Here is a 15,470-nt window from a genome sequence, read left to right as displayed (position 1 = left end):
TTGGGTTGTGAACGCTGGTACTTACTTCCTGAAAACAAGAGCCGGTTATAATGGCTCGGTCAGCGTTCCTTCACAGATATGCAAATATCTCGCTTTACCATCTTGCTCAATTTTGAACAAGCCATTCTCAAATTCTGTGTGCAATTCATGAAAAAATTTGCCTTTGATGTAATCGTCGCCTTCCGGCTCATCGCTGAGCTGGTATACTCCCTCATTCTTCACCAGATAAGAGATTACGCCTTCTTCATGGGTCTCTTCGAGACCGGCGCGCATACGCTGAACTGCAACGACATGCAGATCCATCATATTCATCTTGCTGATCAGCTCATTGACAAAGTTGCGTTTGGTCAGCTCCTGCCACAAGGTCTGGGCGGATTGGCCAATAATGATCTGAGTGACCTCTTTCTCTTCTGCAGCTTCAACAATAACATCCGTTGTCTTGCGGCCCCGGCGTTTGCGGACCATAAATTCTGCCCCGGCTTCTTCCGCCAGACGCTTCCAGACAGCCATATACATTTCTTTGCTATGATTATATTCATCGCTGTCCGAACTATCCACATTAAGCACATAGAGCGGTGCCCCAAGCATCTCAGATAGCTCGACACCACGCCGGATTAGACGCTCCCCATGCGGCCCATAATGAACACATACCATAATCTTTTCCTTGTGAATGACTTTCGCCCTCCTGTTAACATGGGTGGAAATACAAAAGGAGCCTAATGGCGTTAGGCCCCTCTCTGTTGTTTCAAACCCTGAAATATACTTAAATTATACCTATTCCGATGCTGTTTGTAAAGTTTACGGACAAGCGCACGTTTAGCACAGGCCTGCGGCTGTGAATACCAGCACCCTTCCGTCTGTATTCAGAAGCTGGACACCGTTGTCCAGCTCCGCCAGCGGCTGGTCCCAGTGAACATGCCCGCTGCAGACCAGTACCTCCGGCCCGGCTTCCAGCCGCTCGCGGATGCCTGCATGTCCCGGTAGCCCTGCTCCAGGAAGGTCAGGGCTCTGGTGCAGCAGCAGCAGATCGGGTCCGCGTTGCAGCAGCCCCTCTAGTCTCTCCAGATACTCCTTCTCCGGCGTGCGGTTCGGCCGGCCTGCTCTTCCCGTGACGCCTCCAAGTCCAGCGATAAGCATATTCTCATGGCGCAGGACCGCCGGTTCGGTGAACAGATGTATTCCCGGTGTGGAGGCAAGCTCAGCTTCGCCTTCCGAAGTCAGAAGATCGTGGTTGCCGTTCACGCCGAATACCGTACCGAATCTGCGGCGGAAGGACCGCCATACCGGCAGCGGATCACCGCTAGAACCTCTTACTGCAGTGTCTCCATATAGATCGCCGCATAAACAGACCAGCACCTGATCCGGGCGGACATCCGGCATATGGCGGAGAAGCAAACCTTCCAGTGTGGCAGCAAGCTTCTCACCCACCAATAGATCGCCGTAATCTCCATCGTCAGACAAGGCAACTCCCTGAAGATCGGATGCGACGATCAGCACCTTCAACTCTTCCGGCAGTCCTTGCATTTCTCCCGGATATATCGGAAGCCCACTATATATTATTCCCTGGCTGCCGGGCGCTGCACTGACAAAGGGGACCACCTCCAGCGGTTCTTCCGCTACCCGTAAGACTCTAAGCTGCCCGCGTTCAGCCTTACGCCGCTTCATTCAGCACCTGCACTTCTTGCTGCCCGCCATGCCTCTAGAATAGAGACCGGTGCTTTGCTGCTGGCCGAGCCGCTGCCCTTATCCGTCCAGAGCGGCGGGTAATACCCGAAGACCTGATCCGGCGCAAGCTTCTGTGTCTCCTCTTCCCATCCTTCCCAGCGGAACGTTTCATAGAACAGATCCAGGTCACCTTCCGCCAGCCAGCCGATGAAGCCCGAATAGGTTAATTCCGTCGTCTCCCATTCTAGCGCATCGGGGGCATAATAATAGATATGCCCGCTCTGTCCGAACCGCCCGGTATCCAGGCCGAAGAAGCCTCCGGCCGCATCATATGCTACAATCAGCACACCCGGCAGCGGGACTGTATCCTCTGCATCACCCAGACCGTTCCAGGAAGCAAGACTGCCGCAGACCCCTTCTGCTCCAGCGCCAAGCAAGGTAATCCAGCCATGCTCGAAGATAATACCTCCGGCTTCATAGGCAATGGCTCCCAGATAAGACCTCGTACTTACCTGCAGACGGACGAGCGTCAGCGCGGCTGCCTCCGGCTCTGCGGCCTCCAGCCGGTAGGTTCGCGGCCCTTGGCTCAGCAGCTCCCTGATCTCTTCCCAGGCATGATTCTCCACATCTACTAATTCTGCTACAGATAATAAGTGCATATGCTTCCGCCTCTCTCTCAATGCTTTATGCTGTTTCCAATATTTATATATACCCTATTTAAAGGGAACTGCAATCCTGAATTGACCAGAGGTTTATTAACATTCTGCCGCATTTAGCTTGCATAGTATGTAAGGTTCATAGAATTTCTTAATGACTCTGCCAAAAATAATTGATTGGCAAATTGATGTCAGGTTTTATAGAATTCTTTTAAATTCTAATTAATACGGGATAGCCCGAATTACAATCAGACAGGGAGTGCTTGCCAAAGTGTCCATCGTTCCTACACTAACGTCAGAAGTATCAAATGAGGCTGTGCAGTACGTGCAGCGGATCTATGCAGAGGTCCAGAAGCGCGATCCGCATGAGCCGGAATTTCACCAGGCTGTCCAGGAATTCCTGGAGAGCATCACCCCCGTTCTGAGCCGCCACCCGCAGTATATGAAGCACGGGATTCTCGAGCGGCTGGTTGAGCCTGAGCGCAGCATCTCCTTCCGTGTCCCTTGGGTGGACGATGCCGGTAATACGCAGGTTAACCGCGGCTTCCGCATTCAATTCAACAGTGCCATCGGTCCCTACAAAGGAGGCCTGCGCTTCCATCCTTCTGTCTACCTCGGGATTATCAAGTTCCTGGGCTTCGAGCAGATCTTCAAAAACTCGCTGACCGGCCTGCCCATGGGCGGCGGCAAGGGCGGCAGCGACTTCGATCCCAAGGATAAATCGGATCAAGAGGTTATGCGCTTCACCCAGAGCTTCATGACGGAATTGTACCGCCACATTGGGCAGGATACAGATGTTCCTGCAGGAGATATCGGTGTAGGCGCGCGCGAGATCGGTTATATGTTCGGCCAATACAAACGGATTCACGGCGGGCATGCTGCCGGGGTTCTTACCGGAAAAGGGCTGCTCTACGGCGGCAGTCTGGCGCGCAAGGAAGCTACCGGCTATGGCTGTGTATACTTCGTGCAGGAGATGCTGTCATCGCGCGGAGCAAGCTTCAAGGACAGCAAGGTGGTCATCTCCGGTTCCGGGAATGTCTCCATCTATGCGATCGAGAAGGCTCAGCAGCTTGGCGCCCACGTCATTGCCTGCAGTGACTCGAACGGTTACATTCATGATCCTCAGGGCATCAATCTGGCTACCGTCAAAAGACTGAAGGAAACAGAACGCCTGCGCATCAGCGAATATGTGAAGGAACACCCGCATGCCGAGTATGTTGAGGGCTGTAGCGGAATCTGGAGCCTGTCTTGCGACATCGCCCTGCCGTGTGCCACACAGAACGAGCTGGATTTGGAATCTGCCCGGACGCTGATTCTGAACGGGGTTCAGGCCATTGGCGAAGGCGCCAATATGCCGACCACCCTCGAGGCGGTGGAGCTGTTCCTGGAGAACCAGGTGCTGTTTGCTCCAGCCAAGGCTGCTAATGCAGGCGGCGTAGCAGTCTCGGGCCTTGAGATGAGCCAGAACAGCATGCGTCTGTCCTGGACCTTTGAAGAGGTAGACGAGAAGCTGCAAGTCATTATGAAAAATATCTACAGCAGCACCGTTCAGGCGGCTGAGGATTATGGCGTCGCCGGTAACCTGGTTGCCGGCGCCAACATCGCCGGGTTCCTGAAGGTTGCCGATACCATGCTGGCGCAGGGTATCGTGTAACCTGCTATAGACTCAATTGATACAAGAAGAGGTGTCCCTAAGCCATTTGGCTGGGGGACACCTCTTTTTTTGTGTAAAAGGCAGGGTTCTGGACTTTCAGGTGCATTAATGCTCCTTATTCGCTCATTTAGCTGACTTCCGGCGGATTCAGGTGCACTAATGCACCTCATTACTCACCTACAGCCACACGCGATCCCACCAAAGGGATTTATCCCTCTCATTCAACCCTCCAGCCAACTTCTGGCCCTATCAAAGGGATTTCTCCCTCTCATTCAACCCTCCAGACAGCTTTCGGCACTTCAGTTGTAAACACGCTTTCCGGTTCTTTCATTCAGCGTATAACTAAAGCGTAGCCTTTTAAGGCAACACAGCTTTACACAAATGCCCTCCCTCCATAGTTTTCTTTTTTAAGGATGGACGAGTCGTCTCCCGCTTAAACAGCAGAGCGGGCAGAACAATTGTGGACAAGCGGAGCGTCCTCCCAAGTGCTCACGTTGAGTCTACTCCAAAATAAAAAGCTGCCCCAAGCAGCCATTTCATGGCTTTGGGACAGCTCCATTCATTGTTGCCTACAGCAGCTCGCGCCGCAGCTCCTCAGCAGATCTTGGAGAGAGGTGTCCGAGCGGAATGTCGAATACCGTCTTGGCTCCTGTCTGGCCTTCCTGCTTCAGGCGCACAGCAGCGCGGGCATAGGCGGCCAGGACGCTGGCTGTGAATTCAGGGTTGCTGTCCAGCTTCAGTCCGAATTCGGCAATCTGCTTACTTCCGCCCCCAGTCACTCCGCTGCGGATTACGAATCCGCCATGCGGCATGCCGGAATGCTTCTCGGCAAGCTCTTCTGCCGACACAAAGTTGACCGTTGTATCATAATCGGCGAAATAGTTCGGCATCTCCACAATCGTCCGGGTAATGGCATCACGGTCAGCTCCTGCTTCAGCCACTATGTAGCATTCCCGGCGGTGCTTCTCGCGGGTGGACAGCTGCGGGGTTTCTCCTCCGCGAATGCTGTCAATAACCTCCTGGACCGGTACGGTATATTGCACGCCTGCCTTGACACCGGGAACCCGGCGGATCGCATCCGAATGCCCTTGGCTGACTCCCGTACCCCAGAACGTATAATCCTCGCCTACCGGCAGGATGGACTGCATCAGCAGCCGGTTCATGGAGAACATTCCAGGGTCCCAGCCTGTGGAGATCACACTTACGCTGCCGCCTTCGCGGGCGGACTTGTCCACCGCAGCAAAGAAATCGGGGATTTTGGCATGCGTGTCAAAGCTGTCCACCGTATTGAACAACCGGGCCAGCTGCGGAGTCTGCTCCGGCAGATCTGTCGCTGAACCGCCGCACAGAATCATTACATCAATCTTGCCTATGTACTGCTCAGCGGCTGAGATGTGCTCGGTAAGCGTTCCTGTGATGTCTGCCAGCTGCTGCGGATCTCTGCGGGTAAATACGGCTACCAGCTCCATATCGGCGTTCTGCGTAATGGCCTGCTGTACCCCTTTGCCCAAATTTCCGTATCCGACGATCCCTACTCTAATGGTTGATGTCATGTCTGTAATATCCTCCCTTGCCGGTTAACCCGGAGATATGAATCCTTCAAAAGTTAAGTATATATACATTACACGAAATGTAAACATCAAGTTGCGCAGCCGCACCGACCAGATTATTGCCCCGTTCCCAAAAAGCTCTACACAATGAATTTCAGCTGTGCTTCCAGAGAGATCGGGTCATTATAATACGAACCCTTCTCATCAATGAAATAGACACGATTATTCTTTACAGCCGGGAGTGACTTCCATACCTTGCTGCCGTAGACCACATTCGCATCCCCGTCATCCCAGCCCCAGTTGCTGGTGAAAATATAGTCTCCCGCATACTCCGGCAGCAGCTCCAGCGACAGATCACCTCCGAAGCCTTCCCCGTCAATCAGCGTGGTCCGGATAATTTCCGGCGCCTTCAGGCCGAGGTCCCCATACAGAATCTCACCGCCTCTTCCTCCCTTGTTGCCCCAGGCATAGATGCCCTTCGCATAGGGCTGGAGAATCGATACCGTCTGGTCCCCGACAACTTCAGTAATCTTCGGCTTCACTTCAGCGATTCTAACGTTCTACCCGTCAATCCACTGCTGCGCCTCTGCTTCCTTGCCGGTAATCTTGCCGAATTCGAGCAACAGGTCCTGCGGAGTACCCCCGCCGTATTTCAGCCGGACCACCGGAGCGATCTGGACAAGCTGCTCATACTGGGCTTCTTCGATATAGTCAAAAGTCAGAATCAGATCCGGGTCCAGCTTGAGAATAGCCTCAGCATTCGGCTCCGCCCCGATATTCACGATATCATCCAGCTGACCCGCATGGAACGGATTCTGCAAGGAGTCATCCGAAGCTGCGACCGGCTTCACACCGAGCACCAGCAGATTGCCGATTGCGCTGCCTGTCAGATCAATAATCCGCTGCGGGTTTACTGGAATAGTGACCTCTCCCTTGCCGTCAGTATACACCTTCGTTGCTGCAGCCGTATTGTCTGTAGTAGAGCCCGGAGCCGCCGCTTCACTCCCCGGATTGGACGTACTCACGGATTGAGCCGCCTTATTTCCTGCCGCACCATTATTCGCCGGTGTCCCTGCACCAGCCCCCGAACATGCGCTTAGCAGCAGGGTTACGCACAATAATAAAACCGCTGTAGCCATAGATGCCGTCTTCGTTCCCCGCATTACTGGTAATCCCCCTTTTCGCCGTAAATGATAATAGTTCTCACTACTTTGGATACTATAGCACCTGGAATTATGAGCTACAAGGGCAGTTATCGGATCAACAACAGGCGATTCTTGCACAAGCAGCTGGGTATCCATTCTCATTCTGAATTGTACCGGCGGGCTACCATAGTACTTCTTGAAATTCCGGCTGAAGGTATGGGCATCGGGATAACCTGTGCGTTCCGCGATCTCCTGCACGCTATATCCGCTATGCAGCAGATCATGCGCTGCCCTCTCCATGCGGATCTGTGTAAGTACACGGATAGGCCCTGCCTGCATCCGGCTCTTGAACAGCTTGCTCAGGTAGCTGACGCTGCAATCAAATTGATCAGCCAGAGTATCCAGTGTGATCTGCTCCCTGTAATGCTCCCGCATGAACCGCAGAGCCTGGGCCAGCAGGTCCGGCTGAACCGGAACAAGACCCTGCTGCTTCATCTGAGCCAGCACCTCATGCACAAGCTGAAGAAACAGCGATCTTACATAGAGATGCTGCAGCGGATCTGCGGTTAACCATTCTATGTGCATCTGTTCTAGCCGGTCCAGCAGGGGATGCGCGTAAGTTGGACTGAAGCTGTATTGATGCCTGGCCGGATTCTCCTGCTCCAGCAGCTTTATCCCTCTGCCCGATTGAGGCAGCATCAGCACTGCCTTGTACAGCACCAGGAAGTATTCGAAGGCCTCATCCGCGTGCACCGCAAGAACCGCTCCCCGCCCGCCATGCACGAGCTGATTACGTCTCAAGGTAGTCTGTAGCTCATCCAGCTGTACTTGTGCCTGTCCCTGCGCTGCATACAGGAATGCACTCGCAGGCAATTGGTAATACGGAAGTGCCGAGCCTGCCGGGAGTCTCCCTCTGCGGATATCCATAATCCTGACCGATGCATGGTTCCACCACTGTATATGTTCGTTCAGCTTCATCTCTATTCCCCGCTTATCTTTATTTCGTTGTATTCTTTGCCGGTTAATCACATTATAATTGATAACCATTCTCATTAACACCCCATATTATAGCCCACGCCATAGACTAACGCCCTGCATACGATAACCTAGTCAAAGTCATTTCCATGTATGCCAATATTAGCTCAAAAGGAGCTGGAAACCAGTGAACTCAGGAACGAAGCTTACCGGACGCGTAATCTTTAAAGGTGACCCGGGTTATGAGACCGCACGCAAAAATTGGGACCCGCATACCGACCGCTTCCCGAAGGTATTTGTCTTCGCGAAGAAGACGCAGGATGTAGCCAATGCCATCAAATATGCCAACGAGCACCGGATTCCCATCCGGCCCAGAGGCGGCAGACATGCGCTGGAGGTCAATCTGTCCCAGGTGAACGGCGGCATCGTCATTGATGTCAGTGAAATGAAAAGCATTAAGCTCAACTCAAAAGCGGGAACAGCCGTGGTCGGAGCCGGAAATACGGTAGGGAGAATCGCCCATACACTTGCCCGGAAGGGGTATATGGCGCCTTTCGGGGATAGTCCGACCGTTGGGATCGGCGGCATTACCCTGGGCGGCGGGATTGGCCCGCTTCAGCGTACCCTGGGGCTGGTCAGCGATAATCTTGTGGAGCTCGAAATGGTCGATGCCAAAGGCAGGATTATTATCGCAAATAAAAAGAATAATGCCGATCTTCTCTGGGCTTCCCGCGGAGGCGGCGGAGGGAATTTCGGCGTATGCACCCGTTACAAATTCAAAGTACGCCCGGCTCCGGCCACAGCGACCGTATTCCGCATCACCTGGCCCTGGAGCCAGTTCGAGAAGGTGCTGAAGACCTGGCAGCGCTGGGCTCCCGCAGTGAATACGAGACTGGGCAGCGAATTATCCATCGGTCCCAAAAAAGGCGGAAATGTCAGCATGCTGGGACTTTTTCTGGGATCTAAGGCCGAGGCGATCCGCCTCTTGAAGCCCATTACAAGCGTAGGAACGCCTACGATCCAAACGATTCGTTCTCTGCCTTATCCGCAGGTAGTCAGCTTCTTGCTTGCTCCCGATCCGGTACAGACCCAGCGGTTCAGCAACCAGTTCTCCAGCGGCTTCGGACGAAAACCGTTCCCGCAGCAGGCATTCAAGCCGATGCGTGAGTTCCTGGAGAAGGTGGAGGGGAAAGACGCCGGGTTCTTTTTCCTCAACTGGGGTGGGGCCGTAAGCCGTAAATCTCCTAAAGCCACCGCCTTCTACTGGCGCAAGGCTAAGTTCTATGTGGAGTGGAACAGCTCCTGGATCAAGAAAGCAGATGCCGCCAAAAACATATTCTACGTCCGCAACACCCGCCGCAAGCTTCAGCCGTTCATCGTGGGAAGCTATATCAATGTGCCTGACCAGGGCATCAAGCATTCCGGACCGGTCTATTATGGAACGAATTATGCCAGATTACGCAGAGTCAAGGCGAAATATGATCCAGGCAATGTGTTCAACAATCCGCAGAGCATCCCGCCAGCCCGCACCACAAGCTGATTTACCAAGTGGAAACGGATTTGCCGTCCTTTTAAAGGACGGTACCGTTTCAGCGAGAAATAGAAGGATAAGTTATCGTGTAAAACATATAAATTCTTATATTTGCACAAACAAGCAGGAGGGGGTTGCCGCCCCCGCCTGCTTGTTGATTCTAAATATACCGCTACCCTGGTATCTCCATTTACTTCTTAAGTGTAATCTGGAACTTCGCACCCGCCCCGCCTGCAAATACAATCTTACCCTGCTCTGGCAGCAGGACCTGATTCTTCCCGCTAACCACGGTGTGGTTCACACAGATTCCGGCTTGATCATATACCGCAAAAGAGCTGTTCGCAGGTAACTTTACGGTCATAAGCTTCCCTTGGGCTGACTTCGGCACACTGTACCACTTGGCATAGCCGCTTGCTGAGACCGTTGCGGATGACTTCGCGCCTGCATAGAGGTCTGTGACCGCTTGTTCACTAATGTACAGGCTGCCTGCTACCGCCATATACTCTATTCCATTATCTGTATAGAAATCGATCTGCATATTGTCACGGCCTGCCATCCCGGGAATCTGCTGTTCATTTAATACCTGATTTGCGCTCAGAATCTTATGGCCGTTAATATATCCCGGTGTATTTTTGTCCAAGCTGACTGGTACAACCGGCAGCCCGTATTGATAGAGCATCGATGAATACTTCTCGGATATCGAATAATATCGGGTATTGTCCCGCTTCTCCCATGCGTCTGCAACCTCTGCAGATAAGGGATTGGGATCAAGCTTCTCAGCAGTGTATTCAGAGGTCGCCGCCTGTCCAAGCTCCGGTACACTTATATAAGAACGGGACCACATATAGGTACGCCCATTTTTCTCCACCACGAATTTTATTTTTTCCGTTCCTTCTTTATTTACAAAAGAGCCGTCGGCTGTGTACGTATACTTCTGCACAGCACTGTCCGGCACGCCGCTCGCTGCTACAGACAGTTCCCCTGCCGGAGTGATCTCTGCCTTTAACAACGCAGAGTTGCCATAGAGACCGGCATATTGCGAGACTTCCTTGGGCATAACGGCGGGTACTGGAGTCCCGAAGGATTGTTCCGGCTTCAACTGCTTAATGATTTGTTTGTCCTGAAGCACACGGAGGAGCAGTTCACTTGCCATCATTTGATCGATCAAGCTTGAACCGTCTGAAGAGATCACAGCCGCAGCCAGGTTCAATTCTGGGAGCACCACTAGCGAGGAGTGATAGGACATAGTGTCTCCGCCTTTGACCAGCGCCTGGATTCCGTATTGGTTGAAGGGAAACAGTTCTACGCTGTCCCATCCTAATCCATAAGCTAAGGAGCCGTCGCTTGCCGGAGGCCACATGCCTTTTTTATACTCTGGCTGGGCCATGGCGGTTAAGGAATTCTTCGAGAGAATGCCCTTGTTCTGAGCCGTGAAAATCTGCGAGAATCGCACCAGATCCTCCGCTGTAGAGAAGATTCCGCCCGAACCGATAACCGCGTAATTCTCCTGGGGAAGCTGCCTCTCATAAGTCGGAGAATAGATACCGGCCATTGCCTTCAGATCCATAGGGTCACGCGGGGTTCTGGTATGGTTCATCTCCAGAGGCTTAGTGATGTTCTTGTGCAAAAATGTTGTGAAGCTCATGCCGCTGACCCGTTCGACCAGGATCTCAGCCAAGGTGAAGCCGTCGTTGCAGTAGACGGAGAAGGCTCCCGGATCTGCCTTCAGGTTCTGAGTGGCCAGTTGTTCCAGCAAATGATCGTGTGCGTACGAATCATTATCGTTATAGAGCGCCACATTCGGACCCGGTTTGCCGAGCAGGCCGGAAGAATGATTGAGCAGCATACGCGGGGTAATCTGCGTGTACCAGCTGTCCTTCATCTTGAATTCGGGAATGTAGTTCACTACGGGAGCATCCAGATCTACTTTCCCTTCATCTACAAGCTTCATCACAGCGGCGGTCAGCATCATTTTACTCGTTGAGCCTACCCCATATATGGTATTGGATGTAAGGGGACGCTTGCCGTTCAGATCGTTTTTGCCGCTCTGGCCAGAGACTACAATCTTACCATGATCAATTAGCGCATACTGCACACTTGGGATACCGTAAGTTTCGGTCAGCAGTGCGGCCTTATCCTCCGCGAGCTTCTGGACTGCAGTGTATTGGGCAGGCCCAAGCGCCCCGGCGGCTGGTGCAGCCATAGCGGACATGGGAGCAAGCATAGTCAGTACGAGCGCTGCTGCTGCCAAAGAATATTTTGCGCTTGCTGTGCGTATGCTTGTCTTCGTGGTTCTTCTCTCTCTTAGCTTCATTGCTGCATCTACTCCTATCTTGATCTTAATGGTACAAGCCGCCTGATTCGGCGCTACAGACAGCATAGCCTGCCAAAATGTCCCCAGAGTGACGGCAAGATGAACAGAAGATGAACAGGCCTAAAAAACATGAAACAGCGGTTCGCCCATAAAGGGAGAACCGCTGCCATATTGTACATATAGGGTGTAACGGAGTTGCCCTGGCTTACTGGGCTGAGTTCGCCAGGAATTCATCAATCTGGCGCTGCACCTCTGCGATGATGGTATCGATACCAGCTGCCTTTACCTGCTGTTGGAGCTTAGCCAGACCCGCATCTACATCCTTCACCGTTCCGTATTCCAGCGGAATGCCGTATTGCAGCATCACATTGCCTACGTTGGCCACTTCTGTCTTCACCTTGCTGTTATCGAAGACGAAGGTCTCCAGCGGATAGTGATAGACCTCTTTCTCCCATTTGTCAGTCAGGGCGTTCGCTTCGTCCGGGAAGGAAGCATTATCCCGGTTCAGCGGGGAGTTGAAGCCCCAGTTGGAGAAGCCGGTGTAGTTGGCATTCTTCTCGGCGTTCGTGAATTTATCTTCACCGACCGGATTATAATGTACCGCCGTGATGCCGTTCATCATCAGATCATGCAGCTCTTTGTCGTTCTGGAGCAGATCGATCATCATCAGTGCACGTTCCGGCTGCTTGGAGGTGGAGTGAATGGCTACGCCATTCTGCGTAGAGACGGCAACGGATTTTTTCTTATCCGGGTTAATATCGGCCAGAGCCAGCTCATACGGGGAGTTCTTCTCCCGCATATCGGTCATCAAAGCGCCCAGCGTACCCAAATTGTGGGTGATGGAGGCAGCCTTGCCTGCCTTGAATTCCTGCTGATGATCCAGCTTGCTGTTCAGTGCGCTCTTTGACCAGGCGTTATTCTCGGCCAGATCTTTATAATAGTAGACAAGCTCCTTGAATTCAGGAGTCTCATATAAGTTGAATACTTTACCGGCCGGATCATCCAGCTTGAAGCCCATCGGCAGATCGAGGTCGAACAGATTCCATTCATTCTGCTGCTTGAGCAGGATCCGGTCCAGATTATGCAGCTTCCAGTCTCCGGTTTCCGGTACGAATGGGGTCATTCCCTTCTCTTTACCGGATATAGTCTTGAGATAGTTGGCGTATGCCTCCGGGCTGTTGATCTCCGGCAGATTATATTTTTTTCGCAAGTCTTCGCGGTACAGAATCAGCTTCTCTACGGTTTCACCGCGGTTCTGAGGCACCATATACAGCTTGCCGTTCACCTTCGCCTGACCCCAGGCTATTTCAGGCATCGCCTTCCAGGTCATCGGTGCATATTTCTCCAGCATCTCGTTCGTCAGCTCCAGGAACCCGCCTTTGAGTGCCTGGTCGTTATAGCCTGCCCAGTTGGCGGCATAGATCAGATCGAAGTCCTCGTTAGCCGCCAGCTTCAGCGGATATTTCTGCGCCCAGTCGGACCAGTCCAGGAATTCGGCTTCGAGTGTTGCGTTTATTTTCTCCTTGAGCTTCTTATTGATCTCCCCGAATACCTGATCGTAATCAACCGGCTTCGGACCTACGAAGATCATCTTCAGGGTAACAGGCTGGGATGTATCCACTGCACCGGCATCCTTGGCTGGCTGGGCGTTTGTTCCTGTAGCTTCCGTTGCTGCGGCTGAGGCCTTCGGCTCCGCTGCGTTTCCGCCGGCATTCCCGTTACCGCCTCCGCAAGCGCTAAGCAGAGAGATCATCAGGATACTGGACATCAGTGTCATTGCTTTTTTCTTATTCACTAGAATTTCCCCCCAGCTATATGTGTGTAATCGCTTACAAGAACAGTATAATAAAAAATCTGCGCCCCGCTAATATAGGCATTCAACGATTATACATACTTTTGCAACGACTTTCAGGACGGGATAACATAATATTCCTGTAAAAGAGCCTATCATAAAAAGACCCGGGCAACATCTGCCCGGATCTGTATTCACATCAGCTTCTTAATCTCTTCCAGTGGCAATTCAACGGCCTTGGATACCGCTTCAGGAGAAAAACCGTGGAGCAACAGCTTACGAATCGTCTCCGCCTGGCCTTCTTCTTTGCCTTTCTCAATACCTTTCTCCATACCTTCCGCAATACCCTCTTCATAGCCCCAACGCTTCCAAGCTGGCATGAGTTCCATAATTACTTCTCCCTCCTCCGGGTAGTCATCGATTAATTCTCTTAGAATTTCCTCATCCTGTGCCCGGTCCGACTTGAAGTACAGATCTGCTACGGACATAATCAGCGCCAACCGACCCTGATCTAGCCGCGCTCTCAACTTCATGAACATGCGCAGGAATTCCCGCCTTACTTCTCTCGCTTCTCTTGTAGTATACCCCATCTTCGCCAATAACGCAGCAGCCACCGCATTATCCGAATCGATGAACCGCCGCCAGTTCTGCTTGCGCAGCTCCACCTTAAGAAACTGGAAGCGCAGAATGGAATGATCGGGAATGGATATCTCCAGCGTATCCTGCTCCTCCCTGACCTCATCTGACGTAAAAATCGCAATAGGGATGATCAGCTTGTGGTCTTTGCGGTAACGCTCGAATAAACGGCTGTAGTAAATAAACATTCGTTCACGGAATTCGTTATCCCTGTACGATTGCGGCTCCAGGTGAATGAGAATATAACCGTCCAGCCCTTTGTAGCGGGTCTCCAGCAGCAGATCCAGCTCCCGCGCCTCCTCGCCGACAATATCCACCAGCAATTCCTGCATCAGAAACCGGGTCTCACTATAGTCCAGCATAGCACCCAGTTCAGGAAAGAACAGCTCAATGAATTCCTGATAAAATGTTTCCAGCAGCTTTTTAAATGCCTCATCATGCGGTATAGAAATCTCTATCGCCTCCTGGGTTCAAGTATCGGACTACGCGTATGTAATTATATTCCATCATCCAAGGATTGTATATAATAAAAGGAACATACATTCGCATTAAAATGTGCTAACCCTGAAAAAAAGACGGCACGGTCTGACCAGCCGGGTAAGGCTGATTCAGAACATGCCGCCCCTAAGGCAACACAATAGGATAGTGATCTGCTGTTTATTTCTCCAGGAATCCGGTAGACGGATTGGTAATGAAGAAGCCTTCCTGCGGCACATAGAAATACTGAATCCAAACGCCGTCGAGCAGCGGTTCGCGTGTATCCAGCAGAATCTCGATATCCTTGTCTGTAGCAACTACTTCATCGTGCTCAGTAGGTGTATCAAGCGCTACATCATAGTGTCCGTGATCTCCATGATTCTGGGTGATGACCACGCGGATTTTCTTGCCTTCCGCTTCCGGGCTGTTCAGCATATCTTTTAGAACTTTAGCTGCATTGCGGTTAATTTTTACTTTCATCCTCTGGCGACCTCTATTCTGCTTAGTATGAAATCAGAAATTCATTATAACATATTATAAGGTGCTATAGATAATTAAGTGGTTATTCCGTTTAGGATACAGTAGATCACCACATCACAAAAAGCTGCCCCAACCAGCCATATTTCACGGCAGGCGGGATAGCTTCTCGTATTTGTACTACTATTATGAAGCGTTCTGATTCGACAGAGCGGCTAACACTTCATTAGTGACGTCCTTGCCACCCTTGAAGTTAGTAATGAACGCCCCGATGGAATAGATCGGCCCCCAGGGAATCCCCCACCAGCCTACAAAGAAGGTCAGCAGGGTGTACTTCAAGCCTTTTTTGACGGAGCCCTCGCCCGCCTTGATGAAATAGATACCCGAGCTGCGTCTGAACGTCATCAGGACAACAGAGAAGCAATACGTGTAGATCACAAATTTGCCGCCTTGCTGAATCTGGCTCATAATGTTGCCGCCGTCCATGTTCTCGATCCCTTTTATGATCATCGGAAATCCCCTTTAACGGTTTTTTATTATCATATACCGTAGGGATGGCGGACTGAAACAGCAAACGGATATTTGTAAAAAGTGAGCT

General features: G+C 51.9%; 11 protein-coding genes and 1 pseudogene. 2 read left to right on the top strand and 10 right to left on the bottom strand.

Annotated features, from left to right (window positions below):
* Nucleotides 1–45: 45 nt before the first annotated feature.
* The 3 genes from NSS83_RS01040 to NSS83_RS01030 form a co-directional block, all read right to left on the bottom strand.
* The gene (locus NSS83_RS01040) at nucleotides 46–654 is read right to left on the bottom strand and encodes a universal stress protein (protein WP_341186164.1); all 609 of its coding nucleotides are present in this window, start codon (nucleotides 652–654) and stop codon (nucleotides 46–48) included.
* A 162-nt stretch (nucleotides 655–816) separates the two neighbouring features.
* On the bottom strand, nucleotides 817–1,665 hold the full coding sequence (locus NSS83_RS01035; protein WP_341347504.1) for a metallophosphoesterase: 849 nt from the start codon (nucleotides 1,663–1,665) through the stop codon (nucleotides 817–819).
* Nucleotides 1,662–2,324 (bottom strand): DUF2625 family protein, encoded by a 663-nt coding sequence (locus NSS83_RS01030; RefSeq protein ID WP_341186166.1) that lies wholly within the window; start codon nucleotides 2,322–2,324, stop codon nucleotides 1,662–1,664. Before NSS83_RS01030 ends, NSS83_RS01035 begins: the two co-directional genes overlap by 4 nt.
* 274 nt (nucleotides 2,325–2,598) lie before the next feature.
* On the opposite strand from NSS83_RS01030, the gene gdhA reads away from it, so the two are divergent.
* On the top strand, nucleotides 2,599–3,975 hold the full coding sequence (gdhA, locus tag NSS83_RS01025) for an NADP-specific glutamate dehydrogenase (RefSeq protein WP_341348698.1): 1,377 nt from the start codon (nucleotides 2,599–2,601) through the stop codon (nucleotides 3,973–3,975).
* Between the two features lie 569 nt (nucleotides 3,976–4,544).
* On the opposite strand, the gene NSS83_RS01020 is transcribed toward gdhA, so the two are convergent.
* Nucleotides 4,545–5,528, bottom strand: coding sequence for a diaminopimelate dehydrogenase (locus NSS83_RS01020; RefSeq protein WP_341347503.1), 984 nt, complete (start codon nucleotides 5,526–5,528; stop codon nucleotides 4,545–4,547).
* Between the two features lie 137 nt (nucleotides 5,529–5,665).
* A pseudogene (locus tag NSS83_RS01015) lies at nucleotides 5,666–7,105 on the bottom strand (AraC family transcriptional regulator).
* A 727-nt stretch (nucleotides 7,106–7,832) separates the two neighbouring features.
* Between NSS83_RS01015 and NSS83_RS01010 the strand changes: the two are divergent.
* Nucleotides 7,833–9,185 (top strand): FAD-binding oxidoreductase, encoded by a 1,353-nt coding sequence (locus tag NSS83_RS01010; protein ID WP_341347502.1) that lies wholly within the window; start codon nucleotides 7,833–7,835, stop codon nucleotides 9,183–9,185.
* A 181-nt stretch (nucleotides 9,186–9,366) separates the two neighbouring features.
* On the opposite strand, the gene NSS83_RS01005 is transcribed toward NSS83_RS01010, so the two are convergent.
* From NSS83_RS01005 to NSS83_RS00985, 5 genes are all read right to left on the bottom strand, one after another.
* Nucleotides 9,367–11,490, bottom strand: coding sequence for a serine hydrolase domain-containing protein (locus NSS83_RS01005; protein ID WP_341347501.1), 2,124 nt, complete (start codon nucleotides 11,488–11,490; stop codon nucleotides 9,367–9,369).
* A 205-nt stretch (nucleotides 11,491–11,695) separates the two neighbouring features.
* Nucleotides 11,696–13,285, bottom strand: a complete 1,590-nt coding sequence (locus tag NSS83_RS01000; RefSeq protein WP_341186171.1) for an ABC transporter substrate-binding protein — start codon at nucleotides 13,283–13,285, stop codon at nucleotides 11,696–11,698.
* 191 nt (nucleotides 13,286–13,476) lie between these two features.
* Entirely contained in the window at nucleotides 13,477–14,364 is an 888-nt protein-coding gene (locus NSS83_RS00995) for an Rpn family recombination-promoting nuclease/putative transposase (RefSeq protein ID WP_341348697.1), read from the bottom strand.
* A gap of 211 nt (nucleotides 14,365–14,575) precedes the next feature.
* The gene (locus NSS83_RS00990; protein ID WP_036729071.1) at nucleotides 14,576–14,875 is read right to left on the bottom strand and encodes a heme biosynthesis protein HemY; all 300 of its coding nucleotides are present in this window, start codon (nucleotides 14,873–14,875) and stop codon (nucleotides 14,576–14,578) included.
* A gap of 183 nt (nucleotides 14,876–15,058) precedes the next feature.
* Nucleotides 15,059–15,382: a hypothetical protein gene (locus tag NSS83_RS00985; RefSeq protein WP_076077639.1), complete on the bottom strand. Its 324-nt coding sequence runs from the start codon at nucleotides 15,380–15,382 to the stop codon at nucleotides 15,059–15,061.
* Nucleotides 15,383–15,470: the final 88 nt, after the last annotated feature.

The sequence above is a fragment of the Paenibacillus sp. FSL H3-0469 genome, from assembly GCF_038051945.1.
Taxonomy (GTDB): domain Bacteria; phylum Bacillota; class Bacilli; order Paenibacillales; family Paenibacillaceae; genus Paenibacillus_AQ.
This window is presented reverse-complemented; position numbering and strand designations above follow the sequence as displayed.

Bases quoted from the DNA above. Each gene is read 5' to 3' on its own strand.
- NSS83_RS01040 (WP_341186164.1), bottom strand. From the start codon at position 654: ATGGTATGTGTTCATTATGGGCCGCATGGGGAGCGTCTAATCCGGCGT.
- NSS83_RS01035 (WP_341347504.1), bottom strand. From the start codon at position 1,665: ATGAAGCGGCGTAAGGCTGAACGCGGGCAGCTTAGAGTCTTACGGGTA.
- NSS83_RS00985 (WP_076077639.1), bottom strand. From the start codon at position 15,382: ATGATCATAAAAGGGATCGAGAACATGGACGGCGGCAACATTATGAGC.
- NSS83_RS01005 (WP_341347501.1), bottom strand. From the start codon at position 11,490: ATGAAGCTAAGAGAGAGAAGAACCACGAAGACAAGCATACGCACAGCA.
- NSS83_RS01030 (WP_341186166.1), bottom strand. From the start codon at position 2,324: ATGCACTTATTATCTGTAGCAGAATTAGTAGATGTGGAGAATCATGCC.
- NSS83_RS01020 (WP_341347503.1), bottom strand. From the start codon at position 5,528: ATGACATCAACCATTAGAGTAGGGATCGTCGGATACGGAAATTTGGGC.
- NSS83_RS00990 (WP_036729071.1), bottom strand. From the start codon at position 14,875: ATGAAAGTAAAAATTAACCGCAATGCAGCTAAAGTTCTAAAAGATATG.